The organism is Microbulbifer sp. CnH-101-G, assembly GCF_052466775.1.
In genome coordinates, this window is sequence record NZ_CP174292.1 from 2,748,055 (window position 1) to 2,773,067 (window position 25,013).

At 53.0% G+C, this 25,013-nt stretch carries 20 protein-coding genes; 4 read left to right on the forward strand and 16 right to left on the reverse strand.

Features of this window, described 5'->3' with window-relative positions:
- Nucleotides 1–23 precede the first annotated feature (23 nt).
- From ACJJID_RS12095 to yacG, 4 genes are all read left to right on the forward strand, one after another.
- Nucleotides 24–1,238, forward strand: a complete 1,215-nt coding sequence (locus ACJJID_RS12095) for a type II secretion system F family protein (RefSeq protein WP_444919706.1) — start codon at nucleotides 24–26, stop codon at nucleotides 1,236–1,238.
- Nucleotides 1,239–1,244: 6 nt separating this feature from the next.
- Nucleotides 1,245–2,123, forward strand: coding sequence for a prepilin peptidase (locus tag ACJJID_RS12100; RefSeq protein WP_444919707.1), 879 nt, complete (start codon nucleotides 1,245–1,247; stop codon nucleotides 2,121–2,123).
- Nucleotides 2,124–2,255: 132 nt separating this feature from the next.
- Nucleotides 2,256–2,852 carry a dephospho-CoA kinase gene (gene coaE / locus ACJJID_RS12105; RefSeq protein ID WP_444919708.1) on the forward strand — a complete coding sequence of 199 codons (597 nt, stop codon included), beginning with the start codon at nucleotides 2,256–2,258 and terminating at the stop codon, nucleotides 2,850–2,852.
- A gap of 74 nt (nucleotides 2,853–2,926) precedes the next feature.
- Nucleotides 2,927–3,142, forward strand: a complete 216-nt coding sequence (gene yacG / locus ACJJID_RS12110) for a DNA gyrase inhibitor YacG (protein WP_226645527.1) — start codon at nucleotides 2,927–2,929, stop codon at nucleotides 3,140–3,142.
- A gap of 65 nt (nucleotides 3,143–3,207) precedes the next feature.
- On the opposite strand, the gene mutT is transcribed toward yacG, so the two are convergent.
- The 16 genes from mutT to ACJJID_RS12190 form a co-directional block, all read right to left on the reverse strand.
- On the reverse strand, nucleotides 3,208–3,606 hold the full coding sequence (gene mutT / locus ACJJID_RS12115) for an 8-oxo-dGTP diphosphatase MutT (RefSeq protein ID WP_444919709.1): 399 nt from the start codon (nucleotides 3,604–3,606) through the stop codon (nucleotides 3,208–3,210).
- A gap of 9 nt (nucleotides 3,607–3,615) precedes the next feature.
- Nucleotides 3,616–4,818, reverse strand: a complete 1,203-nt coding sequence (argJ, locus tag ACJJID_RS12120; RefSeq protein ID WP_444919710.1) for a bifunctional glutamate N-acetyltransferase/amino-acid acetyltransferase ArgJ — start codon at nucleotides 4,816–4,818, stop codon at nucleotides 3,616–3,618.
- 217 nt (nucleotides 4,819–5,035) lie between these two features.
- Nucleotides 5,036–7,780, reverse strand: a complete 2,745-nt coding sequence (gene secA / locus ACJJID_RS12125) for a preprotein translocase subunit SecA (protein ID WP_444919711.1) — start codon at nucleotides 7,778–7,780, stop codon at nucleotides 5,036–5,038.
- Between the two features lie 162 nt (nucleotides 7,781–7,942).
- A complete protein-coding gene (locus ACJJID_RS12130) occupies nucleotides 7,943–8,878 on the reverse strand; it encodes a M23 family metallopeptidase (protein ID WP_152454510.1) in 936 nt (311 codons plus the stop codon).
- 199 nt (nucleotides 8,879–9,077) lie between these two features.
- Entirely contained in the window at nucleotides 9,078–9,989 is a 912-nt protein-coding gene (lpxC, locus tag ACJJID_RS12135) for a UDP-3-O-acyl-N-acetylglucosamine deacetylase (protein ID WP_152454511.1), read from the reverse strand.
- A gap of 463 nt (nucleotides 9,990–10,452) precedes the next feature.
- Nucleotides 10,453–11,703 carry a cell division protein FtsZ gene (ftsZ, locus tag ACJJID_RS12140; RefSeq protein ID WP_152454512.1) on the reverse strand — a complete coding sequence of 417 codons (1,251 nt, stop codon included), beginning with the start codon at nucleotides 11,701–11,703 and terminating at the stop codon, nucleotides 10,453–10,455.
- Nucleotides 11,704–11,791: 88 nt separating this feature from the next.
- The gene (gene ftsA / locus ACJJID_RS12145) at nucleotides 11,792–13,027 is read right to left on the reverse strand and encodes a cell division protein FtsA (protein WP_152454513.1); all 1,236 of its coding nucleotides are present in this window, start codon (nucleotides 13,025–13,027) and stop codon (nucleotides 11,792–11,794) included.
- Nucleotides 13,028–13,120: 93 nt separating this feature from the next.
- Nucleotides 13,121–13,945, reverse strand: a complete 825-nt coding sequence (locus ACJJID_RS12150) for a cell division protein FtsQ/DivIB (RefSeq protein ID WP_444919712.1) — start codon at nucleotides 13,943–13,945, stop codon at nucleotides 13,121–13,123.
- 6 nt (nucleotides 13,946–13,951) lie between these two features.
- Entirely contained in the window at nucleotides 13,952–15,415 is a 1,464-nt protein-coding gene (gene murC / locus ACJJID_RS12155; protein WP_444919713.1) for a UDP-N-acetylmuramate--L-alanine ligase, read from the reverse strand.
- Nucleotides 15,416–15,449: 34 nt separating this feature from the next.
- The gene (gene murG, locus ACJJID_RS12160) at nucleotides 15,450–16,547 is read right to left on the reverse strand and encodes an undecaprenyldiphospho-muramoylpentapeptide beta-N-acetylglucosaminyltransferase (RefSeq protein ID WP_444919714.1); all 1,098 of its coding nucleotides are present in this window, start codon (nucleotides 16,545–16,547) and stop codon (nucleotides 15,450–15,452) included.
- Nucleotides 16,547–17,770, reverse strand: coding sequence for a putative lipid II flippase FtsW (gene ftsW, locus ACJJID_RS12165; RefSeq protein WP_444919715.1), 1,224 nt, complete (start codon nucleotides 17,768–17,770; stop codon nucleotides 16,547–16,549). The genes murG and ftsW overlap by 1 nt, the downstream gene beginning before the upstream one ends.
- A complete protein-coding gene (gene murD, locus ACJJID_RS12170) occupies nucleotides 17,767–19,149 on the reverse strand; it encodes a UDP-N-acetylmuramoyl-L-alanine--D-glutamate ligase (RefSeq protein WP_444919716.1) in 1,383 nt (460 codons plus the stop codon). The genes ftsW and murD overlap by 4 nt, the downstream gene beginning before the upstream one ends.
- Before the next feature lie 6 nt (nucleotides 19,150–19,155).
- Nucleotides 19,156–20,241, reverse strand: a complete 1,086-nt coding sequence (mraY, locus tag ACJJID_RS12175; RefSeq protein ID WP_444919717.1) for a phospho-N-acetylmuramoyl-pentapeptide-transferase — start codon at nucleotides 20,239–20,241, stop codon at nucleotides 19,156–19,158.
- The gene (locus tag ACJJID_RS12180) at nucleotides 20,241–21,620 is read right to left on the reverse strand and encodes a UDP-N-acetylmuramoyl-tripeptide--D-alanyl-D-alanine ligase (protein ID WP_444919718.1); all 1,380 of its coding nucleotides are present in this window, start codon (nucleotides 21,618–21,620) and stop codon (nucleotides 20,241–20,243) included. Before ACJJID_RS12180 ends, mraY begins: the two co-directional genes overlap by 1 nt.
- Entirely contained in the window at nucleotides 21,617–23,146 is a 1,530-nt protein-coding gene (locus tag ACJJID_RS12185) for a UDP-N-acetylmuramoyl-L-alanyl-D-glutamate--2,6-diaminopimelate ligase (protein WP_444919719.1), read from the reverse strand. The genes ACJJID_RS12180 and ACJJID_RS12185 overlap by 4 nt, the downstream gene beginning before the upstream one ends.
- Nucleotides 23,143–24,903: a peptidoglycan D,D-transpeptidase FtsI family protein gene (locus tag ACJJID_RS12190; RefSeq protein ID WP_444919720.1), complete on the reverse strand. Its 1,761-nt coding sequence runs from the start codon at nucleotides 24,901–24,903 to the stop codon at nucleotides 23,143–23,145. The genes ACJJID_RS12185 and ACJJID_RS12190 overlap by 4 nt, the downstream gene beginning before the upstream one ends.
- Between the last annotated feature and the right edge of the window lie 110 nt (nucleotides 24,904–25,013).

Consider the following 25,013-nt stretch of genomic DNA (forward strand, 5'->3'; position numbering starts at 1 on the left):
GAGATAGAGCAGGTAAAGCACTTATGGCCAATGCCGCAGCAGTCGCATATATCTATAAAGGGGTAGATAGCAAAGGGGCCAAGGTTCAGGGTGAAATCAATGGCACCAGTCCGGCACTGGTCAAAGCCCAATTGCGTAAGCAGGGCATTATTGCCAACCGTGTACAAAAAAAACCTAAACCACTGTTTGGTGGCGGTAAAAGCAAAGTCAAACCTGCTGATATTGCCCTTTTTACCCGACAGATGGCCACCATGATGAAAGCCGGTGTGCCCTTGGTACAGAGTTTCGAGATCGTCGCCGATGGTTTGGATAACCAGGGAGTTAAAGAACTTATCTTCAAAGTTCGGGATGACGTTGCCTCTGGTACGGCCTTTGCTGATGCCCTGCGCAAGCACCCACTCTATTTTGACGAACTTTTCTGCAACCTTGTCGCTTCCGGTGAACAATCGGGCGCCCTGGAAACGATGCTGGACAGGATTGCAACCTATAAAGAAAAAACGGAATCTTTAAAAGCAAAAATCAAGAAAGCCATGACCTACCCAATCGCGGTAGTCATAGTGGCTTTGGTTGTCACCTCAATCTTACTGATCAAAGTAGTACCACAGTTTGCAGAAACCTTTTCCAGCTTTGGCGCTGACCTACCAGCTTTTACTCAGCTCGTGGTGGAGTTATCAGAGTGGATGCAAGCAAATTGGTTGATTGCCCTCATTTGCATAATTCTTACTGTAGGCGGCACAATCGAAGCCAAAAAGAGAAATAAAAAAGTAGCCGAATTCTTTGATCGATTGATATTAAGGCTCCCTATCTTAGGCTCAATTACTTACAATTCCATTTCCGCACGCTTTGCCCGAACACTCTCTACAACTTTTGCAGCAGGTGTTCCCTTAATCGATGCATTGAAATCTGTTGCCGGCGCAACAGGTAATAGCTTGTATAGAGACGCCACACTCAAAATTAGAGACTCAGTAGCTACAGGTATTCCTTTAAACAGTGCTTTAAGATCCTCTGGATTGTATCCCACTATGCTTATTCAGATGACTGCCATCGGTGAGGAATCTGGCGCTCTAGACGAGATGCTAGGCAAAGCAGCCGACTATTACGAAGAAGCTGTAGACAATATGGTGGACAACCTCACCACCTTATTAGAACCAATGATTATGGCTGTACTCGGCATCCTGGTGGGCGGCCTGATGATTGCAATGTACCTACCCATCTTCCAGCTGGGCCAAGTCGTATAAAAAATAATGCCAGAATATTTATTTTCATATCCCGCGCTGCTAATAGGCAGCGCTTTTATTTTAGGCCTAGTCATAGGTAGCTTCCTCAATGTGGTTATCCTGCGCCTGCCTGTAATGATGGAGCGGGAATACAAGCGGGATTTTTATAGCTACTTCAATACAAAACCAGACCTTTTGGAACAGAAAGAGCTGGATAAACCCTTTAACCTGGTACTACCCAACTCACACTGCCCTAAATGCAAAACCGAGATTAAACCCTGGCAAAATATTCCTGTAATTAGCTATCTACTTTTGCGTGGTAAATGTGGTTCTTGCGGCACGCCCATTCCCATGCGTTACCCTTTCGTTGAACTGGCTACTGGCATTCTCACCGCGATAGTGGTTTGGCAACTAGGCTTTACCTGGCAGGCGCTGGCGGGCTGTGTCTTTACCTGGGCTTTGGTGGCACTAACCGGTATCGACTTCGGTAAGCAATTATTACCAGACAGTATCACGCTACCGCTGCTTTGGGGTGGGCTGTTTATTAACCTATGGGGTATTTTTGTCCCGCTGCAAGATGCCGTTACAGGGGCTATTGCCGGTTATCTTTCCCTCTGGTTAGTATTTCATATCTTTAAGCTGGTTACCGGTAAAGAGGGGATGGGAGCTGGAGACTTCAAGATACTCGCAGCTATCGGTGCCTGGTTTGGTTGGCAGATGCTGCCTTTGGTAATTCTGCTCTCTGCAGCTGTGGGCGCTATTGCCGGTGTAGCCTGGAGTCTGGCGGTTGGACGGGATCGCAATCTGCCGATTGCCTTTGGCCCTTATTTGGCAGGTGCCGGCTGGATTGCCATGCTGTGGGGTGAGCAGATCGTCGGTTGGTACCTGAACTTTTCCGGTCTGTAGTCAGCCAGAGCTATCTGATTATTTTCCAATCCAATTACCCTTTATAAAGCAAGTGAATTACCATTAACCCGGCTACTAAATAGCCGGGTTTCTTGTTTTTAGACCCAAGTTATTTTCAAGGGAGACAATCCATTGTTCCGAGTAGGCTTAACTGGTGGTATCGGCAGTGGCAAGTCGGCTGCCGCAGGATACTTCCGTGAACTGGGTATTCATGTGGTGGATGCGGACTGGGCGGCCCGGGTGGTCGTACAACCAGGTAGGCCTGCGCTAGAGCAGATTGCTCAGCATTTCGGAGCGAATGTTTTGCTTGAAAGTGGTGAGCTGGACCGGGCGCAGTTGCGTGCCTTAGTATTTGATAATTCTGAGGAGCGGACCTGGTTAGAGGGGCTACTACACCCACTAATTCGCGAGGAGATTATCAACTCCCTGGAACAAAGCACCAGCACCTACGCAATACTGGAGTCACCACTACTCATCGAGTCCGGCCAGCATGAGTTGGTAGATAGAATCTGTGTAGTGGACTTACCGGAAAGTTTACAGTTGGAGAGGGCCAGCGCCAGGGATGTCAATCACCCGGAACAGATCCGCAAAATCATGGCGGCACAACTCAGCAGGCAGGAACGCCTGGCCAAGGCCGATGATGTGCTGGACAATACCGCAGGCTTGGTGGAATTGCGCAGCCAAATAGAAGCTTTACATCAGAAGTATTTGCAATTGGCGAAGCCATAGCGCGACTCTATGCTTAAAAAGTAGCCTGCTCAGAAACTAACTATTACATCGAAAAAGTTGTACCCAGACCCACTATGTCCAAACCAAAAGAAGCCCCGACTTTAAATTGCCCCACCTGTAAAAAGCCTATCGAGTGGAGTGATAAATTTCCCTTTAAGCCTTTTTGCAGTGAGCGCTGTAAGCTAATCGACCTTGGCGAATGGGCTAGTGAGGGGCACAAGATACCGGGTGAGCCTATCTACGATGATGTTTTGAGTGAAGACCTGGACCCGAGCAAGCAGCGCCATTAGGTCCAGATCTATGATTGCAGCCTATGCACAAGACTCTGCCAAGACTTTACATAGGCGTGCTCGATTTAAACTTCTGCAGCCTCGATAGCCTCAATAATCGCCTGGTTGGCATCTGGGAACTGATAATTTTTTAGCTCCTGTACCGCCACCCAGGCAGTCTCCTGCCCTTCGAGTCCCTGGGCCTCACCGGTAAATGCCGTTACCTGCCAGGTATCGAGAAGTACGGTTTTTTCTTCATAGTCATGCTGAATTTTCAGCAGAGGCTGTAGCTGTTGCACTTCAATCGCAACCTCTTCATGCAACTCACGGGTGAGAGCCTGCTGTACGCTTTCCCCAGCCTCCACCTTGCCACCAGGGAACTCCCAGCGCCCCCCCATATGCAAATGATCGGGACGTCGGGCAATTAAAATTTTGCCGTCGCTGCGTCGAACAACACCAACAGCAACATGAATCACACGGCTCACAACAATTCCTCAGGTGCGGTATTCGGCGTTAATCGTGACATACTCATGAGAGAAGTCACAGGTCCATATATGCTCGCTGGCGTTACCGCGGCCCAGTTCTATACGAATAGTAAACTCAGGTTGGGAAAACACCTGTTCGCCCTGCTCTTCCCGGTAGTTAGCAGAGCGGCCTCCGGCCTCCACGACTTGTACAGTGTCTAAGTAAATATTGACCTTGTCGGTATCCAAGCCGTTCGGCAATGCATTGCCAATCGCCATCACTAAGCGCCCCCAGTTAGGGTCTGAAGCGTAGAGCGCAGTCTTTACCAGGGGAGAGTTACCCACCTCAAAAGCGACGTTAAGAGCCTCATCACGACTCTCTGCCCCTTCCACCTGCACAGTGACAAATTTAGTGGCCCCTTCACCGTCCCTAACCACCTCCTTGGCCAGCTCGATATGCACCTGAGTGATGGCTTGCATCAATTCGCTGTAACCCTCATCAGCGGGACTATTGATAGGCTTGCCCGTCACTCCGCTGGCAATCAGAACACAGGCGTCATTGGTTGAGGTATCACCATCCACGCTGACACGATTAAAGGAAGCATTAACGGACTCCCTTACCATTTGATCCAGCAATGGCTGGGCGATGCTGGCATCGGTGGCGACATAGGCGAGCATGGTCGCCATATTTGGCTGAATCATGCCGGAACCCTTGGCGATCCCCACGACCGTAATTTTTTCACCGCCAATATTCACGAAGCGCTTGGCAGTTTTCGGACGAGTATCCGTAGTCATAATGGTTTTTGCCGCCCGCCCCCATCCGCTTTCGATTAGATCAGTCGCGGCTGTGGGGATGGCATCCAGTAATCGCTGCAAGGGGAGATGCTCGCCGATAACGCCGGTACTAAAAGGCAATACCTGCTCTGCATGAACATTCATCGCTTCGGCCACTGCCGCACAGCAGGCCCTAGCGTCGCTTAGACCGCGCTCACCAGTGGCCGCGTTGGCATTACCGGCATTCACCAGCAGGGCACGGATATTACCCTGCCCGATATGCTCTTTGGCTACCAATACCGGTGCGGCGCAAAAGCTGTTCTGGGTAAAGGTGGCCGACACCGATGCGCCTTCGGCGACCTCTATTAACAACAGGTCATCACGGGACCAGTTTTTGATCTTGGCGGGTACACTGGCAAGGCGAACCCCTTTTACAGGAGGAAGTAGTGATTCAGGCATAACGGTTCAACTTAGGCACCAGCTTCGGCTGCTTTAATAAAAGCTAGCCTTAGGTAGAAAAGCGTCATTATTAGATTCTGGTCCCGCTGAGGCAAGAATTATCCGCACTTAATGCAGCTCAAACACGCAAATCCGCATAATATTTTTCATCAGAATGAAAAAATACCCCGCGTAAAGCGGGGTATTTCTTGATAGAGCAATTCCGATCAGAGAGTTATCAGCTCTGGGTAGAGGAGGCCAGCTTGCCGTGGCACTGCTTGTACTTCTTGCCGGAACCACAGGGGCATGGGTCATTGCGGCCAACCTTGGGTCCGCGGCGCTCTGGAGTCGGGGCCGCCTGCTGCTGAGGTTCACTCTCTGGGAGAGCCGAGGCCTCGGCGTGCTGAAGCTCCAGCTGCTGTTTGCGCTGCTCTTCCAAGCGGCGCTGCTCCAGTTCGTCCATTTGCTCGCGAGTCATGGGTTCCACATGGGCGAGAATACGCACCACTTCGTGCTTGAGGTTTTCCAACATGCTTTGGAATAGGTGGAATGACTCGCGCTTGAACTCCTGCTTGGGGTTCTTGTTGGCGTAAGCGCGCAAGCCAATACCCGCTCTCAGGTGATCCATGCTGGAGAGATGCTCCTTCCACAGCTGATCCAGCACCTGCAACATGATCTGACGCTCCACGGTGGGCATCAGGTTGGCGTCGCCGGAGGATTCACTGATACGCTCCACCTTGGTGGCGTAAGCGGCTTGGGCTTCGGCAACAACCTTCTCGCGCAGTGTCTCCTCGTGCAGGTTGCGGTCTTCATCCAGCCATTTTTGGATAGGCAGCTCAATACCGAGCTCACCGGCCAGCTGCTGCTCCAGCGCCGGGATATCCCACTGCTCCTCAACACTCTGTGGCGGGACTGAAGCCGAGATAATTTCATTCACAACGTCTTCGCGAATCGCGTTGATGGTATCGCTGATCTGATCGGCTTCGAGCAGCTCATTGCGCTGACTGTAAATCACCTGACGCTGATCGTTGGCCACATCATCGTATTCCAGCAATTGTTTGCGGATATCGAAGTTGCGCCCTTCCACGCGGCGCTGGGCTTTTTCAATCGCATTGGACACCATGCGGTGCTCAATAGCCTCACCGCGTTCCATACCCAGCATCTGCATAAAATTCTTCACCCGGTCGGAGGCGAAGATACGCATCAGGTTATCTTCTAAAGACAGATAGAAACGAGTTACCCCCGGGTCACCCTGACGCCCGGCACGGCCACGCAACTGATTATCGATACGACGGGATTCGTGGCGCTCGGTGCCGATAATGTGCAAGCCGCCAGCTTCGATCACCTGCTCGTGGCGCTTCTTCCACTCCTCTTTCACCTTGGCTACTTCCGCCTCACTCAAGGCGCTGCCTTTTTCCTGGGCCAGAGCTTCCGCTTCGGCTTCCCAGTTACCACCCAGCACAATATCGGTACCACGACCAGCCATATTGGTTGCGATGGTGACCGTACCGGGGCGACCAGCCTGAGCAATGATATGCGCTTCGCGTTCATGGTACTTGGCGTTTAGCACCTGGTGCTGGATACCCGCCTTCTGCAGCATGTGCGACATTTCTTCGGAAGTCTCGATAGAAGCGGTACCCACGAGGATCGGCGCCTGCTTTTCACGGCAGAACTTAATATCCTCGATAATGGCTTCCATCTTCTCTTCTTTGCTCAGGTAGACCAGGTCGTTGAGGTCATCCCGCTGAATATTTTTATTGGTGGGGATCACCACCACATCCAGACCATAAATCTGCTGGAATTCAAACGCCTCGGTATCGGCAGTACCGGTCATACCGGAAAGCTTCGGATAGAAACGGAACAGGTTTTGGAAAGTAGTGGAAGCCAGCGTCTGGCTCTCACTCTGGATCTGAACATTTTCCTTAGCTTCCAAAGCCTGGTGCAAACCTTCTGAGAGGCGGCGGCCAGGCATGGTGCGGCCGGTGTGCTCATCGATCAGCACGACCTGGCCATTTTGCACGATATAGTCCACATCCCGGTTAAATAGCACCTGGGCACGCAGCGCAGCGTGTACATGGTGTAACAGACCCAGGTTACCGGGCGCATACAGGGACTGGTCTTCCTTCATCAAGCCGCTGCGGGACAACAGCTCCTCCACCAGCTGGTGGCCCTGCTCGGTCAGTTCCACTTGGCGGGTCTTTTCATCAACCGTGTAGTGTCCCTCACCGCCTTCCTCGGCGCGTTCGAGCTGCGGAATCAGCTTGTTCATGGCCAGGTACAAGTGAGAGGAATCTTCCGCTGCACCGGAAATAATAAGCGGAGTACGCGCCTCATCGATCAGGATGGAGTCCACCTCATCCACGATGGCGAAGTTTTGCGGGCGCTGGGTGCGATCTTCCTTGCGCAACACCATATTGTCACGCAGGTAGTCGAAACCGAATTCATTGTTGGTGCCGTAGGTGATATCAGCCTGATAGGCGGCCTTCTTATCGTCCGGATGCTGCTGGGAAACAATTACTCCCACCGTCAAACCGAGGAATTCATAAACCGGGCGCATCCAGTTGGCATCCCGCGATGCCAGGTAATCGTTGACCGTCACAATATGCACACCCTTACCTTCCAGGGCGTTCAAGTAGGCCGGCAATGTCGCCACCAGGGTTTTACCTTCACCGGTACGCATTTCAGCGATGCGACCTTCGTGCAGCGTCATACCCCCAATCAGCTGTACATCGAAGTGGCGCATACCCAGTGTACGGCGACCAGCTTCACGCACTGCCGCGAATGCTTCAGGCAGCAGCTGGTCCAGAGTCTCACCATCTGCAATACGCTTTTTAAACTCTTCTGTTTTGGCGCGAAGAGCTGCATCGTCCAGCTTCTGGAAATCCTCTTCCAGCGCGTTGACTTTCTCCACGATGCGTCGCATGCGCTTCAGCTCGCGGTCATTTTTTGTACCAAAGACCGATTTAATCAGTTTGCCAATCATTATCTAGAAACCACTTATCTTATGTGCGCTGTCGGCGCTAATGCTGGGCAGATATTGCACCGACACTCCTTTATGCGAGGGGTGCAAGTAAACAGGAAGGCGCAAGCGCTGGCAACTCTTATGCCAAGCTACCAGCATTTGCGCGTAAGGGAAGAATAGTTGTTATCTGCCTGTGCGGCGGATGTAGCTGGCCGGGTCGACGGTGCGATTATTCTTGAAGATTTCGAAGTGCACATGAGGGCCAGTAGAGCGTCCACTGGAGCCCATCTGAGCAATTACCTGGCCTTTTTTAACCACATCACCGAGGCCAACATTGAGTTCACTGTTGTGGCCGTAGCGGGTGGAATAACCATTGCCATGGTTAATTTCCACCAGTTGTCCGTAGCCGTGGCGCTCATCGGCCCAGGTAACTACCCCTGCGGCAACGGATACTACGTCTGAACCCATCTTGCCAGCAAAGTCGACACCTTTATGCCAGGTGCGACGTCCGGTGAAGGGATCGGTGCGATAACCGTAACGGGAGGACATCCAGCCTTTAGTGATCGGGCGCCCGGCGATAAACTGCTCATCTTCAAGCTGCAGATTCGCCATCAGGGATTCGAGGGTGTTCAGCTGCATCTGGCGATCGTCCACCTTGTGGGACAATTCACCAATCACTTCAAGAAATTCAGGAGGCTGGTAAGGCAGCTCTGAAGCCCCAGCGATACCGGGATCTTCCGGCCCCCCCACCGCGGGGGCAGCGCTGAACTCAAATTCACCCTCGTCGAGGTTAGCGGCTGCGGTAAGACGCTCACCCACGGCATCCAAACGTGTTAGACGGGCCTGCAACTCAGCCAGCTTTACCGTAAGCGCGGCGAGTTGCTCGTGAGCCTCACGATCGGCCTCATCAATTTCCTGCTGCTGCTTACGCAGAGCGCGCTCCCACGCCTTGGCCGTGCGAGCATCGAACAAATCGGTTTTGGTCACAGGCAGATTGGCGCCCAGGAAAAAAGCACCAACCGGGAGACCCAAGAGGCACAAGCTCAGTAGTGCCTTGCTCAGTCCACCAAAGTTGAAGCTGCGGGTGGCGCCACGCTCATTGACCAGTATTACTTTCATAACAAGCAGGAGAAATTCGATATTTTGTAGTTTTGTTGTCTCTATAAGTGAGACGAGACTCCAGTGCAGTACCTCACACTAATGGAGCGGTAAACCTAAACATCCGGAAGAAAGTAAGGTTACCAGAATTGCATCAACCTTCTCTGGTGATTCAGTCACGTAAAAAAGCCGGCAGTATAATGCCGGCTTCTTGCAGAATTTAAACAGCCAAAATCGGCTTGACGTAGGAGATCGGAGCCTCTTGCTCCCCCTCGAAAGTCACCATCTCCCAGGCATCTTTCTGTGTCATCAGATGACGCAGGGACTTATTGTTCAGAGAATGGCCAGATTTAAAGGCTTTAAACTCACCAATCAGGCTGGTGCCAAGCAGGTAAAGATCACCAATGGCATCGAGAATCTTGTGTTTCACAAATTCGTCTTCGTAACGCAATCCACCTTCGTTCAAAATACGATACTGGTCGATCACGATAGCGTTATCCACGGAGCCGCCTTGAACCAAGCCCTTAGAACGCAGGTATTCAATTTCGTGCATAAACCCGAAAGTGCGCGCGCGACTCACCTCTTTCACGAAAGAGGTACTGGAGAAGTCTACGGAAGAGGTCAGATTGCGCCCCTGGAATACGGGGTGGTCAAAGTCGATGGTAAAGGAGACCTTAAAACCATTGAAAGGCAGGAAACTGGCAACTTTGTCGCCCTCTTCCACCGTAATCGGCTTCTTGATACGCAGGAATTTCTTCGGCGCGGATTGCTCCTGGATGCCTGCAGACTGGATCAGGAATACGAAAGGACCGGCGCTGCCGTCCATGATCGGCACTTCTTGGGCGGACAGCTCGACAATCGCATTGTCGATACCAAGGCCAGCCATTGCCGAAAGCAAGTGCTCAACGGTAGCAATGCGGACATCGTCCTTCACCAGAGTAGTGGAAAGCAGTGTATCCCCCACATTCTCTGCGCGGGCTTCAATTTCGACCACCGGATCCAAGTCCGTTCTACGGAACACGATGCCGGTGTCTACGGGAGCCGGCTTAAGGGTCAGAACGACCTTTTTGCCAGTGTGCAGACCTACGCCAGTGGCGCGAATAGCATTTTTAAGCGTGCGCTGTTTGATCATGAAACTATCTTTTCCCAGTCGGTGGTCTACGCATAATGCGCAGCAAGCCGCCGATATTAGCACAATTGCGACGCCAATACCAATTGTGGGCGCGTGGTCAACTCAACACACCGCCACCGTCCTTCCAAGGATAGTTTAAAAAAAGATTGGAGCGCCACATCTCAGTCGCAGATACAGTATTCTAAGACTACGTGCGCCGGGATCACTGTAAAAAATTGTTAATTATACCTACCAGTCACTTTGCTTGACTCTCATTGCCCTCAGCGAATGCCCGAAGACAACTGCATGACTAGGGCAAACTCTTTAATATCACAGAGCTCAACTCTCTAAGCTAAGGCCGGCTAAACTAAGGCCAGCTAAACTGAGGCCAGCCAAGATGCGGCAATAAGCCGCACCGCAGAGGCGACACCCAACCTTAAGTTGGGTGGACATGAGCAGTGTACTGCCTCTGCGGCGGCTACACTCAGTCTGCCTGACGGCGTAAGAATGCCGGAATATCCAGGTATTCCATATCAGCATCTGCCGGGTTCAGAGACGGAGCTGGGCGCTTGGGACGCTCGACATCTACCCGCGGGCGGGTGTCGGCAGCACTCTCGCGAGAAGCCAGCCCCGAAGCTCCGTGACTTTCTCGCATATCGCGCATATCGCGGCTCTCACGAACATCGCGGGATTCACGCACTTCACGGGCCTCCGGACGACGTGTGTTATCCACAACCTTGGCTGGTCGAACCGCAGGGGTTCCCTCACCCAGGCCAGCGGCTACAACAGTCACCCGCATCTCATCACCCAGCTTGTCATCCACTGCGGTTCCAATAACCACAGTGGCTTCATCAGAGGCGATTTCCTGTACGATCTCACCAACTTCGGAGTATTCGCCCAGGGTCAGCTCCTGACAACCAGCCTCTTCACTACCGGTGATAATGTTGACCAGAATGCCGCGGGCACCGGCAAGGTTAACGTTATCCAACAATGGGCTGCGTACAGCTTTCTCCGCCGCTTCACGGGCACGGTTCTCACCAACAGCAGAGCCGGAGCCCATCATCGCCATACCCATTTCAGACATCACCGTGCGCACATCGGCAAAGTCCACATTCATAATGCCAGGACGGATCATCAGATCGGCAATACCCTGTACCGCTCCGAGCAACACGTTGTCAGCCTCTTTATAGGCGGACTTCATGGTGATCTTACTACCCAGCACTTCCAACAGGCGATCGTTGGGAATAGTAATCAGAGAGTCGACTTTATCGCGCAGCTCGAGAATTCCCTCTTCGGCTACCACAGTGCGCTTGCGACCTTCAATTTTGAATGGACGGGTAACAACAGCTACGGTGAGGATGCCGAGCTCTTTGGCAATTTCAGCCACAATCGGCGCACCACCCGTGCCAGTACCACCGCCCATACCAGCGGTGATGAAAACCATATCAGCACCGTTCAAGACTTCGGCGATGCGATCGCGGTCCTCCAGAGCGGACTGACGGCCAATATCAGGGTTGGCCCCAGCACCCAGACCGCGGGTAATGGTGTTGCCAAGCTGCAGGATTGTTTGCGCTTCGACATCTTTTAGCGCCTGAGCGTCAGTGTTCGCGCAGATAAAATCCACACCTTCCACGTCACTGGCAATCATATGCTTCACAGCATTGCCACCGCCGCCGCCGACTCCTATTACCTTGATGACAGGTTTATCCTGTACGCTATCAACTAGCTCGAACATCGCTGTTCCCCTTTCTTGCTCATGTCGAATTTTACAGCCACGCCTAAAAAAAATCCCTTATGGGACGGCTAATTCTGGTTGCATGCTATTACAAATTTCCACGAAACCAGTGCTTTACTTTGTCCCACCACTGATTATCGTTGCGCGCAGGCTGGGTTTTTCCTTCGGTAACCACTTCCTGTTGCATCGCGTACATCAATAATCCAACTCCGGTGGAATAAATTGGGTTGCTCACAATATCGGTCAACCCAGAAATTCCCTGAGGTACTGCGAGACGTACCGGCATATGGAAAATTTCCTCAGCCAGCTCAACCGCACCCTCCATTTTTGAAGAGCCCCCAGTTAAAACCACACCGGCTGCGCACAGGTCCTCAAAACCACTGCGACGCAGTTCCGCCTGTACCAGGGTAAATAGCTCGTCGTAACGAGGCTCTACCACTTCGGCCAGAGCCTGGCGAGATAAATCCCGGGGCTCCCGATCCCCCACACTCGGCACTTTAATGGTTTCACCTTCCCGTGCCAGCTTTGCCAAAGCACAGGCATATTTTATTTTTAAATCTTCGGCGTGCGGTGTCGGGGTCCGCAAAGCCATCGCAATATCGTTAGTCACCTGGTCCCCAGCTATGGGAATCACCCCAGTGTGACGAATTGAACCGCCGGTAAATACCGCGATATCGGTGGTGCCACCACCGATATCCACCATACAAACACCCAGCTCTTTTTCATCTTCAGTCAGCACTGCGTAGCTGGAAGCCAGCTGTTCGAGAATGACATCCTCTACTTCAAGACCGCAGCGGCGGATGCATTTCTCAATATTTTGTGCAGCATTGACCGCACCACTGACCAAATGCACTTTCGCTTCCAGGCGCACGCCGGACATTCCCAACGGCTCTTTTACACCCTCCTGATTGTCGATCAGGTACTCTTGCGGCAGCGTATGCAAAATTTTCTGGTCTGCGGGAATGGCGACCGCTCGAGCCGCATCGATTACCCGGTCCAAATCCTGCTGAGTTACCTCGCGATCTTTAATTGCCACAATACCGTGAGAGTTGAGGCTCCGAATATGGCTGCCCGCAATACCGGCATAGACAGAATGAATTTCACATCCCGCCATTAATTCAGCTTCTTCTATGGCACGCTGAATAGATTGCACAGTGGATTCAATATTTACCACCACACCTTTTTTCATTCCGGTGGAGCGATGGGAGCCAATACCGACAATATTGAGATCCCCATTGGCAGATACCTCACCCACGATGGCAACTACTTTAGAGGTGCCGATATCCAGCCCAACAATCATGCGCTGATCGGATACTTGTGTCATTTTTGTTCCAACCTCGCTGGGCCATGTCCCGGTTTTTCATTAGTTATCAACCGAACCACCGCCTTCGCTTTTAAACTTTATTTTCAACTGCGGCTATTGCCGCTTCCCTGTTTGCTCTTGCTCGTTCTTCCATTGAACCGCTACCGCGTTGCCGTAACGGGTATCTACCTCGGCTACTTTTTGTAAATAAGGTTCGAGTAATCCACGACTCAAAGTGAGAAAGCGGTTAACTCGCTCCAGCAGTGCCTCATGACCGAGTTTTAATTCAATTCCCGACATTAACTCCAGATGCCAGCCACTCAGGTCATCAAATGACAACCGTTTTACTTCCATATCTCGCGTGGTCAAAAGCCCCGCAAGCGCTTGGTACTGGGACATGATCTGCCCCACCAACTCTTCATCTCCAGCAAGCTCAGGTAGCGTACCTACCTGCATTTGCGCCGGTCGCGGCAGCAGTGCACCGCTGGCAACCAGCAAACGATCATGTCCCCAGACTGCAAGTGGCTGCGCCTCGGTGACTTCAACAACAACACCTTTAGGCCAGCGCCGACTTATGGAGACCCTGGTAATCCACGGCTGCTCCACCAATGCGGTGCGCATCGCGCGGATATCAACAGAAAAAAAACCCGCTTGCAAATACGGCAGTAAAATTTTTTTTATCTGCTCTTCAGTAACTGCATTAAAAGTTCCGCGGACCTCCACCTGCTCCAGCGCATCAACCCTACTGAGCTGAATTGCCGGCAGGCGCTGCCAAAGCCAATAACCACCTGTAACGACCCCAAAGGACAAGATCAGAAAAACAATTGAAAGTAACCAGGGGCGCCAGTGGATTCTGCCCTCCTTCCTTTGCCCGAGGGGGCGGGCTCCACGAACCTGGGCCTGCTTAGCTCTCGCATGTTTTTTCTGTGTGGACCTCACTTACACTCAAGCCTCAAGGTCTTTCTCACCCAGGCGCCACTCTGCCAGCCTTTGTGAAAGAGCACCAACATTGCCAGCTCCCTGAGTCAGCACCACATCACCTGGCTCCAAAAGATCAGCCAAAATGGGGGGAACCTGATCAACAGTCTCGACAAAAATCGGATCGACTTGGCCTCTATTGCGCAAGCTGCGCGCCAAAGTTCGCCCATCAGCCCCAGCTATCGGCGCCTCGCCGGCACTGTACACATCCAACAAAATTAATTTGTCCACTTCGGACAGAACCTGAACGAAATCCTCAAACAAATCTCGGGTTCGTGTATAGCGATGCGGCTGATAAACCATCACCAAGCGCCGCTCAGGCCAGCCATCGCGCACAGTTCTGATAGTTGCCGCCACTTCACGTGGGTGGTGGCCATAATCATCCACCAACATCACTTTTTCTGCGTTACTGTCGTCACTAATAGAGAAATCTCCATAAATTTGGAAACGACGACCCACGCCCTGAAAACCTTGTAAACCTTTTTGAATCGCTTCATCGCCAATGCCTTCATCGGTGGCGACAGCAATGGCCGCGGTAGCGTTCAGCACATTGTGAATACCTGGCGTATTTACCGAGACCTCCAGCAGGTCACCCGCTGGGCGCTGCACCTTGAAGTGGCTGCATAAAGGCTCTTGCTTCACCTCGACGATGCGAAAATCATTGCCCTCGGCAAACCCATAGGTCAGCACAGGGCGGGAAAACTTCGGTATCACTTCCAGCACATTCGCATCATCACCACAGACCACGGCGAGACCATAAAAAGGCAGGTTGTGAACAAAATCAATAAAGATTTGTTTAACCTTCTCGAAGTCCCCACCATAGGTCTCCATATGGTCAGCATCAATATTCGTAATCACCGTCACCATCGGTTGAAGGTGAATAAAAGACGCATCACTCTCATCCGCCTCGGCAATCAGATAACGGCTCTCCCCTAGTGCAGCATTGGCGCCGGCTGAGTTAACCAATCCACCAATCACAAAAGTGGGATCTTTTTTGTCCGCAGCAAAAATTGAGGCGATCAGGCTCGTAGTTGTGGTCTTACCGTGTGTACCGGCAACGGCGATGCCATAACGGTAACGCATCAGCTCGCCAAGCATTTCTGCACGACGGACAACCGGGATACGGTTTTCAAGGGCTGCGACCAGCTCGGGGTTATCGCCATGCACTGCGGAGGAATTCACAACCACATCGACACCGCGAATATTTTCCGCACTGTGCCCAATTTGAACTTTCACTCCCAGCTTTTGCAGTCGATCTGTAACGGTCGACTCGCGAAGATCGGAGCCAGAAACCTCGTACCCCTGGTTCTGCAGTACTTCGGCAATACCACTCATGCCCGCACCGCCAACACCAATGAAGTGGATGCGGCGAATGCGGCGCATCGTCGGTACAGCGTAACTTTTTTCCAACTTGGTGCCCTCAGAAGCCATACTTTCTAACCTTGATCCACTCGTGTTGTATTTGTTATCTGGCAAGGGCCAGCTGTTCAACGCAGGCACCTATCACCTGCTCGGTTGCATCGACCTTTGCCACACTGCGCGCAGCTTTCGCCATATTTAATAGCGCTTGCGGATCGGAGAGCAGTTTATGCAGTAGCTCCGACAAGCTCTGCGCATCCATGTCACTCTGCTGAACGACTACAGCACCGCCAGCACTCTGTAGCCACTCACCGTTGCGTGTTTGATGATCATCAATGGCAAACGGAAAAGGCACCATAATTGCGCCAACACCGGCGACAGCGATTTCCGAAACCGTCAATGCACCGGAGCGGCAAATAATCAAATCCGCAGCACTGTAAGCATCGGCCATATTTGCGATAAAAGGCACGACTTCGGCCTCTACCCCAGCGGCCTGATAGGCTTCACGAGCCAGCGCTATATGGCGTTCTCCCGCCTGATGGACCACTTTCGGTCGCAGGGATAGCGGTAATAAAGCGATGGCTTTAGGTACTAGTTCATTAATTGCCACAGCGCCGAGACTGCCGCCGAGCACCAACAAGCGCAGAGGTTTCTCACTACCAATGCGCAACTGGGGCTCCGAGAGGTTCGCAATTTCGGTACGCACGGGATTACCAACCTGCTTGGCGCCGGGCAAGCTACTGGGAAAAGCTTCCAACACCTGACTGGCGATACGTGCGAGCAAGCGGTTAGTAGTGCCGGCAACTGCATTCTGTTCGTGAATAATCAGTGGAATTCCACTGAGCCGCGCTGCTACACCACCGGGACCGGTGGCAAAGCCACCAAACCCGAGCACCGCATCCGGCGCTACCGCCTTCACTACAGCACGGGCCTGAGCCACCGCGCGTAAAACCTGCACAGGCGCCTTGAACAAGGCCAATTTGCCCTTGCCGCGGACACCCTCCACGCTAATACAATGCAGAGGAATATTGGCCTCGGGAATTAAACGCGCTTCAATACCGCGCTGGGTACCGAGCCACTCGACATCAGCGCCATATTCTTGCAAAGCCTTTGCCACGGCCAGTGCCGGGAATACATGACCGCCGGTGCCACCGGCCATAAGTAGAAACTTCTTACCGGCAAATATTTGTTCTTTGTGGGACATCAAAGCACCTCCCCACCGCCGACACCGGCTCTGACACGGCGCCGGGTAAATATTGGCAACTGCGCAAACAGGCCTGGGGTTTCCTCTTTGCCTTCAATTGGGCCATGCAGCTCAGTGCGGACTCTCAGGGCCAATCCCAACAGAGCGCAGCAAATAATTAAACTACTACCGCCGGAGCTAACAAATGGCAGGGTCAACCCTTTGGTAGGCAACAAACCTGAAGCCACGCCCATATTCACAAAAGCCTGCCCGGCGATCTGCACCGCCATGCCAAATGCCAGCAAGGCAGCAAAAAATTTCTGCTGTGCCAAGGCCTCACGTACCAAGCGCAGCAATGAGCAAGTCAGCATCACAAACAGCCCAACAACAACCAAGCCACCAAACATGCCCCACTCCTCGGCGAGGATGGCAAAAATAAAGTCGGTATGCGCCTCGGGCAGGTAAAACAGTTTTTGCACACTGTTACCCAGACCTACGCCAAACCATTCACCGCGACCAAATGCGATCAGTGACTGGGTCAACTGATAGCCGCTAGCAAACTGGTCTCCCCAGGGGTCTAAAAACGTCAAAAGCCGTTGCAAGCGATAGGGGCTCATCAATGCCATCAGTGCTAAACCACAGGCCGCTGCCGCCACAAGTAAAAAGGTGTGTGGCAAACGCGCCCCCCCTAGAAACACCATCGCCAGCACCGTACCGGATAGCACTACCACTGAGCCAAAATCCGGCTGCAACAACAGCAATAAAGCGACCACAGCGAGAATGACCACCGGCACCATAAAGCTGCTCCAGTGATGCAACTGCTTGCTACGCCGAGTTAAAAAGCTGGCAAAAAATACCAGCATACAGAACTTGGCTACCTCTGCAGGCTGGATGGTGATTCCCGCAAACATTAACCAGCGCCGACTGCCATTCACCTCTCGACCAATACCCGGCACCAACACCACCACCAATAACAGACAGGAGAACAGCAGTAGTGGCCAGGACAACCGCGACCAAATAGCTAAGGGAATTTGGCTCACCAGCAGTGCCGCCATTGCGCCAATCGACAAAAATGCCAAATGGCGTTTCAGGAAATACCAGGGATCTCCATAAATATCTGTAGCGAATGCAATTGAGGCCGAAGCCACCATCACAACCCCAATGCTTACCAGTGCCAATACACTAAATGGCAAAAGAGCATCGAGAAAATCACGTTTGGAATTTTGGGAGGGCAATTCACTCATTGCTCCTCCCCTGAGCCCTCGCACAAAATCGCTACGATTTTGCGAAAGTCCTCACCGCGCGCTTCAAAATTGCGATACATGTCAAAGCTGGCACAGGCTGGAGACAGCAATACATAGTCCCCGCTATGAGCCAAGGTGCTGGCCTTACTGACAGCATCCGCCATGGAATCAGCTCTGAGTGTTGGACAGTGTTCGGCAAACACACGCGCAATTTTGTCTCCATCGACACCGATTGAAACCATTGCGCGCAGGGCGCTTGCGCTTTTCTTCAGAGCGGAGAAGTCCGCACCTTTACCGTCCCCACCAGCAATCAAAACTATTTTGCGGGTTGGGGTAGCCAACCCATTCAGAGCGGCCTGAGTCGCGCCGACATTGGTGCCCTTGGAATCATTGACATAGGTAACACCGTGCAAGTCCGCCACGCGCTCACAGCGGTGAGCCAATCCAGGAAAGCTACGCAGGACCGAGAGCATGGCGTCCATTGGCAGACCCACTACACTGCCCATCGCCAAGGTAGCCAGGGCGTTGGCAATATTGTGTTTCCCAACCATCGCCAGCTCATCGACCGGCAATAAATTCTCATTGCCCTGGGCTAACCAGTCACGCCCTTCAAAAGTGCGCACACCAAACTGCTTGAGATCGGGCCGGTCCAGGCCAAAAGTCCACTCTCGTCTCTCTCTTGATAAAGGCCCCTGACTCAGAGGGTCCTCACGATTGACCACGAAGACTTCCGCACCGCGGTAAATCCGCTGTTTAGCTCGGTGGTACTCCAGCATACTGGGGTAGCGGTCCATATGGTCCGCGCTCATATTCAAAACAGTGGCCACTGTCGGAGCGAGGGAGTTGGTCGTCTCTAGCTGGAAACTGGAAAGCTCCAAAACAAACAATTCTGGCAGGGGATCATCCAATAATTCGAGCACCGGCACGCCGATATTGCCGCCCACCCGCACAGAAACACCGGCGGCTTCAGCCATTTTGCCAAGTAGTGTGGTGACCGTACTTTTGCCATTGGAGCCGGTAATCGCCGCAAGCTTCGCTTTAGACTGTTTACGCTGTAGAGCCTGGGCAAACAATTCGATATCCCCCACCACAGGAATACCTTCAGCAATCGCCTGCTGCAGAAGCGGTTCCGCCAAGGGCACACCTGGGCTGGCAATAATCAAACTGGCCGCAAGCAGGGTATTCGCTCGCAGGGGCCCGGTTTCCACAGCAACCTGGGGAAATTCCCTCTGAAAATCCGCAAGCCCCGGTGGGTTATCACGACTATCCACCACTACCGGGGTATGACCGTGACGCAGCAGGTAGCGCACCACCGATTGCCCGGTAGCACCCAGTCCAATTACCACTTTATGCTGCGATGAGGTCGCGATCAGACTCATTGTTTTTTATCGGAGTTTCAGGGTTGCCAGTCCAGCCAAAACCAGAATTACGGTAATAATCCAAAAACGAACAATTACCCGCGGCTCGGGCCAACCTTTCAATTCAAAATGGTGATGTAGCGGCGCCATGCGGAAAATACGCTTGCCAGTTAACTTGAAGGACGCTACCTGCAAGATTACCGAGACGGTCTCCATCACGAATACGCCACCCATAATAAACAGCACAATTTCGTGGCGGGTGATCACCGCGATAATACCCAGTGCCGCCCCCAGTGCCAGAGCACCCACATCTCCCATAAATACCTGGGCCGGATAGGTGTTAAACCACAGGAAACCAAGGCCGGCGCCACACAAAGCGGCACAAAATACGGCGAGCTCCCCGGCACCAGCGATTGCAGGAATATGCAGGTAATCGGCGAATTCCGCGTGCCCGGACAAATAAGCGATAATGCCCAATGCTCCGCCTACCATCACCGTGGGCATAATTGCCAAGCCATCGAGGCCATCGGTCAGGTTTACCGCATTACTGGAACCCACCACCACGAAGTAGGTCAGCAAAATAAAAGTGACCGGCCCCAGGTTAATAGCGACATCCTTAAAGAAAGGCACAAAGAACTGGGTTTCCGCCGGACTGGTCGCACTCATAAATAAATAAATGGCTGCACCCAGACCGGCAATGGACTGCCAAAAATATTTCCAACGGGCAATGAGACCGCGGGGGTTTTTGTGAACAACCTTTTTATAGTCATCAACAAAACCTACCGCGCCGAAGACAAAAGTCACCAGTAATGTGACCCACACGTAGCGATTGCCAAGATCGGACCACAGTAGTGCTGAAGCAAAAATTGAAGCAAGAATCAGGGTACCGCCCATTGTGGGCGTACCGGATTTACTCAAGTGGGTTTCCGGACCATCGTCGCGGATCGCCTGACCTACCTGTAAGTGGTTCAACCAGTTGATCATGCGCGGGCCAACGAGCAAGGAAATCCCCAGCGCGGTTAGGGCCGCAAGAATTGCGCGAACGGTTAAATAGTTGAACACCGAGAAGGCGCTCACATGTTGTTGTAATAATTCCGCCAGCCAAAGCAGCATTACGACTCCCCTCTGCTGTTGCCAAGCAGGGCCTGAGCGACCAGTTCCATACGGGCACTACGAGAACCCTTCACCAAAACGGTGGTGTTGTTATCTAATTCCTGGGACAAGGCCGCAATCAACGGCTCCCGTTCCCGATAATTTTGTAGGGGCGCATTATGTCCCTGGTTAAATGCCAAGCTGGCGGCAGTGCCCAATGGGCCCAGAGTAAATAGCGCATCGAGGCCGCGCTCCCGTGCCAGATCCCCGACACCTCGGTGCATATCCTCGGCATCAGGACCCAGTTCAGCCATATCCCCGAGCACCAGGATTCGCTTACCCGATCGCTGCGCCAATAGCTCGATAGCCGCCCCCACAGAACCCGGATTCGCGTTGTAGCTATCGTCAATAATCGTAGCCCCACCAATGCCGCGTTGTTCCTGCAAGCGACCGTCGACAACTCTCAGGTTGGAAAGCCCCTGAACAATTTCTGCTGCCGATATTCCCGCAGCAAAAGCACAGGCTGCCGCTACCAGGGCATTGTGCACATTGTGCTCACCCAAAAGTTGAAGTTGCAGCGGATGGGCAAGCCCTTCGATCACCAAATCAAATCCAGCACAACCACTCTCATCCAGCGCAATATTTTCCGCATAGATCTCACACTGGCTGGCAAGGCCTACCTCTAGCGTGCGCACGCCTTCGGGCATGCGTCCGCGCCAATAGTCTGCGTAATTGTCATCGGCATTGATAATTGCGGTACCGCCAAAATCCAAGCCGGTATAGATTTGCCCCTTAGCCTTGGCAATGGCATCAATAGAACCAAATCCCTCGACGTGCGCGGGCATGACATTGTTGACGGCACTGATTTGCGGTTTGCCGATACTGCATAGATAAGCAATATCGTCCGGCCCATTAGCGCCCATTTCCAGAATCAGTACATCGTGTTCTTTACCGAGACTAAAAAGTGTTATCGGCAGGCCATACTGGTTATTTAGGTTGCCCTTAGTCACACAGGGTGTATGACGCTGACAAAATATCGCCGACAGCATTTCCTTGACTGTGGTTTTGCCACAGGAACCGGTAATCGCAATTACTGGCCCGCTGAACTGCTCACGGCACAGGAGACCAATCTGGCCGAGTGCCATGGTGGTATCCTCTACCCGCCACTGAGGCAGGCTGCAGCCCGGCACCTCCCGATCCACAACCAAGCCAAGAGCCTGCCCATCCAATTCGCCAACAAAATCATGGGCATCGAAATTGTCACCCACCAATGCAACAAACAACGCTTGGGAATTTAACTTGCGAGTGTCTGTACACACCTCGGAAAACGCCACCGAGCCATTGACCAACTCGCCACCGAAGCGTTCCTGTAATTGTTTTAAACTCAGCGCTCCGATCACTGGGCTTCCCCCTTTATTCCTTCAACATTAAGGGACTTGCCCATACGCCGGAGCAGCGCAGCAGCGGCCTGCTCGCGATCGCAGAAGTGAATTTTTTCACTGCCAATAATCTGGTAATCCTCATGGCCTTTACCGGCAATCAGCACTATGTCTCCCGGTTGTGCGGCAGCTACTGCCTGGCCAATAGCTTTGGCTCTATCAATTTCCACTTCGATATTGCTGGCGGCACCTTCGAGGATATCGTCAATAATTTTTTGCGGCTCTTCACTGCGCGGATTATCGCTAGTGACAATAGCGCGGTCGGCCATTTCCGAAGCTATACGTCCCATTGAGGCGCGCTTGCCGGTATCGCGATCGCCACCACAGCCAAACACACACCACAATTTGCCGCGGCAATAAGGCCGTGCAGCGGCGAGTGCCGCGCGCAGGGCATCTGGAGTGTGGGCATAATCGACCAGCACACCCACCTCATCCGCATCCTCAACCTGCACCCGCTCCATGCGCCCGGGCACCGCTTGAATGGAGGGAAAAGCCGCAAGGATTTCATCGAACGGCATGCCCGCCGAAGCAGCGGCGGCCACGACTGCGAGGGCATTGTAAATATTGAAGTCGCCGATCAGGGACGCATTGAGTTCACCGCTGCCCCATGGGGAGTTGAGCTGAACAGAAAACCCTTTTTCGTGACGGCGCAAATCTGTCACGTGCAAATCGCCCGCCTGCAAACCATAAGTCAATACACGCAAGCCGCGTAACCTGCAGCGTTCCGCCAGTTGCGCTCCGAAGGGATCATCCAGGTTAATAATGCCGCGCTTTAATTTTGGCAGACCAAATAACTTCTCTTTGGCGGCCCCGTAGGCGGCCATGTTGCCGTGATAATCCAGGTGATCGCGGGAAAGATTGGTAAAAATTGCAGTATCAAAAATAAGGCCGTGCACCCGTCCCTGCGACAGGGCATGGGAAGAAACTTCCATCGCCGCAGCACCCACTCCGCGCTGGCAAAAACCGGCAAAGTCTTCTTGCAAACGGACGGGGTCGGGAGTGGTAAGGCCGGTCTCTTGAAGCTCAATCGCTCCCTGGTTCCAGATGCCATTACCGATAGTGCCAATCAGGGCGGCACTGCCGAAGTGCCGAGCCAATAACTGCGAAGTGAGATAGGCACAAGTAGTTTTACCATTGGTGCCGGTGACGCCTACCAAGTGCATTTTTCCACTGGGATTGCCGTGAAAGCGTGCGGCGATTTCCCCCACACGTTTGGCAAGTCCGGGCACAGTCACCACCAGAATATCCCTATGGGTTTTGCACTCCAGCTTGTCCCCATCCGCCAATACAACGGCTGCACCCGCTTCTATTGCGGCATCAATATATTCACGCCCATCCACGACAGAGCCACGCAATGCCATAAACGCATCGCCGGCTTTCACCTTGCGACTATCCAAAGCCACACCACTCACAGGCACATCGGGAATACCCGCATATCCGGGTACCAATTCCTGCAGGGAAATAAAAGAATGTTCGCGCTGAGTCACGATTTTGAACCCCTTTCGCTTAACTGCGCGGCCAGTTGCCGTTCCGCCGACTCCTTAAGATCTGGCGGTACCTGCAGCAGGCGCATAGCCCCAGACATCACAGCGCCAAACACCGGCGCTGCCACTTCACCGCCGTAGTACTTGGCGTGACTGGGATCGTCTATTACTACAACCGCAGCAAGGCGCGGCTTGTCCGCGGGAATAAAACCCGCAAATACTGAGCGGTAGCGATTATCGGCATAGCCTCCACTACCAACCTTGTGCACAGTGCCGGTCTTGCCAGCTACGCGATAGCCCTCAACGGCTGCCTGACGGCCAGTACCACGCTTGCCAATTACCGTCTCCAGCATTGCAGTCACATCTTTAACGAGAGGCCCCTCGACTACCCGCTGGGTTTCCGTATCGGGCTGATCACCCGATAAAATCAAGGAAACCGGGCGCTTGAGTCCCCCATTGGCCAACACGCTGTAGGCCTGGGCGAGCTGCACCCCATTCACTGTTAAACCGTAGCCGAAGGCAAAATTGGCCCGCTCGATTGGGTGCCAGCGACTGCGGCTGGGCAGGATTCCCGGTGTCTCGCCAGGAAAACCACTACCAACTGCCTCCCCCAGGCCCAAGCGGTAAAAGAGTTCCCGCAGCGTATTTGGTTCCAAATCCAGGGCAATTTTTGTAATACCCACCTGGCTGGACTTGGTAATGATGCTGGTTAGATCTAATTTTCCGTAGTTGACTGGATCGACCAGGGTTTTACCCGGCACACGGATATAACCCGGGCTGGTATCTATCTGGGTGTTCGGCTTATAGCGACCGCTCTCCAAAGCCGCCAATACTGTTAGGGGCTTTACCGTGGAACCCGGCTCGAACTGGTCTATCAAAGCGCGATTGCGCATAGCCGCAGCTTTGACCCCCTTGCGGTTATTGGGGTTAAAAGAAGGCTGGTTGGCCATGGCGAGGACATCCCCACTGTGGGTATCCAGAATGACCATAAAACCGGAGGCGGCACCGTTTTCTGCTACAGCACGCTTTAATTCCCGGTAGGCGAGATATTGCAGGCGCATATCAATCGACAGGCGCAACTCCTGACCGGGCTGAGCCTCGCGTTGAATAGCCAGTTCCTGCACGGTGCGGCCTTTCAAGTCCTTAACCACCTGCTGCGCTCCGGGCTCACCGGACAGCCAACTGTCGTAGGCGAGTTCAATGCCCTCCTGGCCACGATCATCGATATTGGTAAAGCCCAGTAACTGAGCGACCACTTCACCAGCAGGATAAAAACGGCGGTATTCTTTTTTGCTGTAGACACCAGCTAGATCGAGGGACAGCACCCGTTCCGCCTGCTCTGGGGTCAGGTGGCGGCGCAGATACATAAACTCTTTATTGCGATATTTTTCCAGACGCGCGGCCAACTTACCCGCTTTTATCTCCAGCGCTTTAGCGAGTTGGCTTATCTGTTCAGAACTACTTTCACGCAGCAGTTTGGGATTGGCCCAGAGACTGTGCACCGGGGTGCTAACCGCCAGCAATTCACCGTTGCGATCAACAATCGAACCTCGGTACGCGGCAATTTCTTCGGTGCGAATAGTCCGTGCGCGGCCCTGATCCTGCAGGAATCGGTAACCCCGCTCCGCCGCGGGCACGACCTGTAATCGGGCTAAATGCGACACCAATACCAGGGCGAGCAGGCACAGCAGGGCCGCCACCAGCACAAAGCGCCAGCGAGCGATTCCCGGTTGAACTTGCTTTTTCTTAACTGCGCCCATAATTTTCCAATTGGCGTTATATTGTCATCCTGAGGGCCAACCTCTTAGCGGGGATGCTTGACCAGCACCCCCAATAGCGTTCCAGCACACCATTTCTTATGATTATTTCG

Excerpts from the sequence above, each read along its gene's own strand:
- ACJJID_RS12095 (WP_444919706.1), top strand. The coding sequence starts at position 24 with ATGGCCAATGCCGCAGCAGTCGCATATATCTATAAAGGGGTAGATAGC.
- ACJJID_RS12100 (WP_444919707.1), top strand. The coding sequence starts at position 1,245 with ATGCCAGAATATTTATTTTCATATCCCGCGCTGCTAATAGGCAGCGCT.
- yacG (WP_226645527.1), top strand. The coding sequence starts at position 2,927 with ATGTCCAAACCAAAAGAAGCCCCGACTTTAAATTGCCCCACCTGTAAA.
- argJ (WP_444919710.1), bottom strand. The coding sequence starts at position 4,818 with ATGCCTGAATCACTACTTCCTCCTGTAAAAGGGGTTCGCCTTGCCAGT.
- secA (WP_444919711.1), bottom strand. The coding sequence starts at position 7,780 with ATGATTGGCAAACTGATTAAATCGGTCTTTGGTACAAAAAATGACCGC.
- ACJJID_RS12130 (WP_152454510.1), bottom strand. The coding sequence starts at position 8,878 with ATGAAAGTAATACTGGTCAATGAGCGTGGCGCCACCCGCAGCTTCAAC.
- lpxC (WP_152454511.1), bottom strand. The coding sequence starts at position 9,989 with ATGATCAAACAGCGCACGCTTAAAAATGCTATTCGCGCCACTGGCGTA.
- ftsZ (WP_152454512.1), bottom strand. The coding sequence starts at position 11,703 with ATGTTCGAGCTAGTTGATAGCGTACAGGATAAACCTGTCATCAAGGTA.
- ftsA (WP_152454513.1), bottom strand. The coding sequence starts at position 13,027 with ATGACACAAGTATCCGATCAGCGCATGATTGTTGGGCTGGATATCGGC.
- murC (WP_444919713.1), bottom strand. The coding sequence starts at position 15,415 with ATGGCTTCTGAGGGCACCAAGTTGGAAAAAAGTTACGCTGTACCGACG.
- murG (WP_444919714.1), bottom strand. The coding sequence starts at position 16,547 with ATGTCCCACAAAGAACAAATATTTGCCGGTAAGAAGTTTCTACTTATG.
- ftsW (WP_444919715.1), bottom strand. The coding sequence starts at position 17,770 with ATGAGTGAATTGCCCTCCCAAAATTCCAAACGTGATTTTCTCGATGCT.
- murD (WP_444919716.1), bottom strand. The coding sequence starts at position 19,149 with ATGAGTCTGATCGCGACCTCATCGCAGCATAAAGTGGTAATTGGACTG.
- mraY (WP_444919717.1), bottom strand. The coding sequence starts at position 20,241 with ATGCTGCTTTGGCTGGCGGAATTATTACAACAACATGTGAGCGCCTTC.
- ACJJID_RS12190 (WP_444919720.1), bottom strand. The coding sequence starts at position 24,903 with ATGGGCGCAGTTAAGAAAAAGCAAGTTCAACCGGGAATCGCTCGCTGG.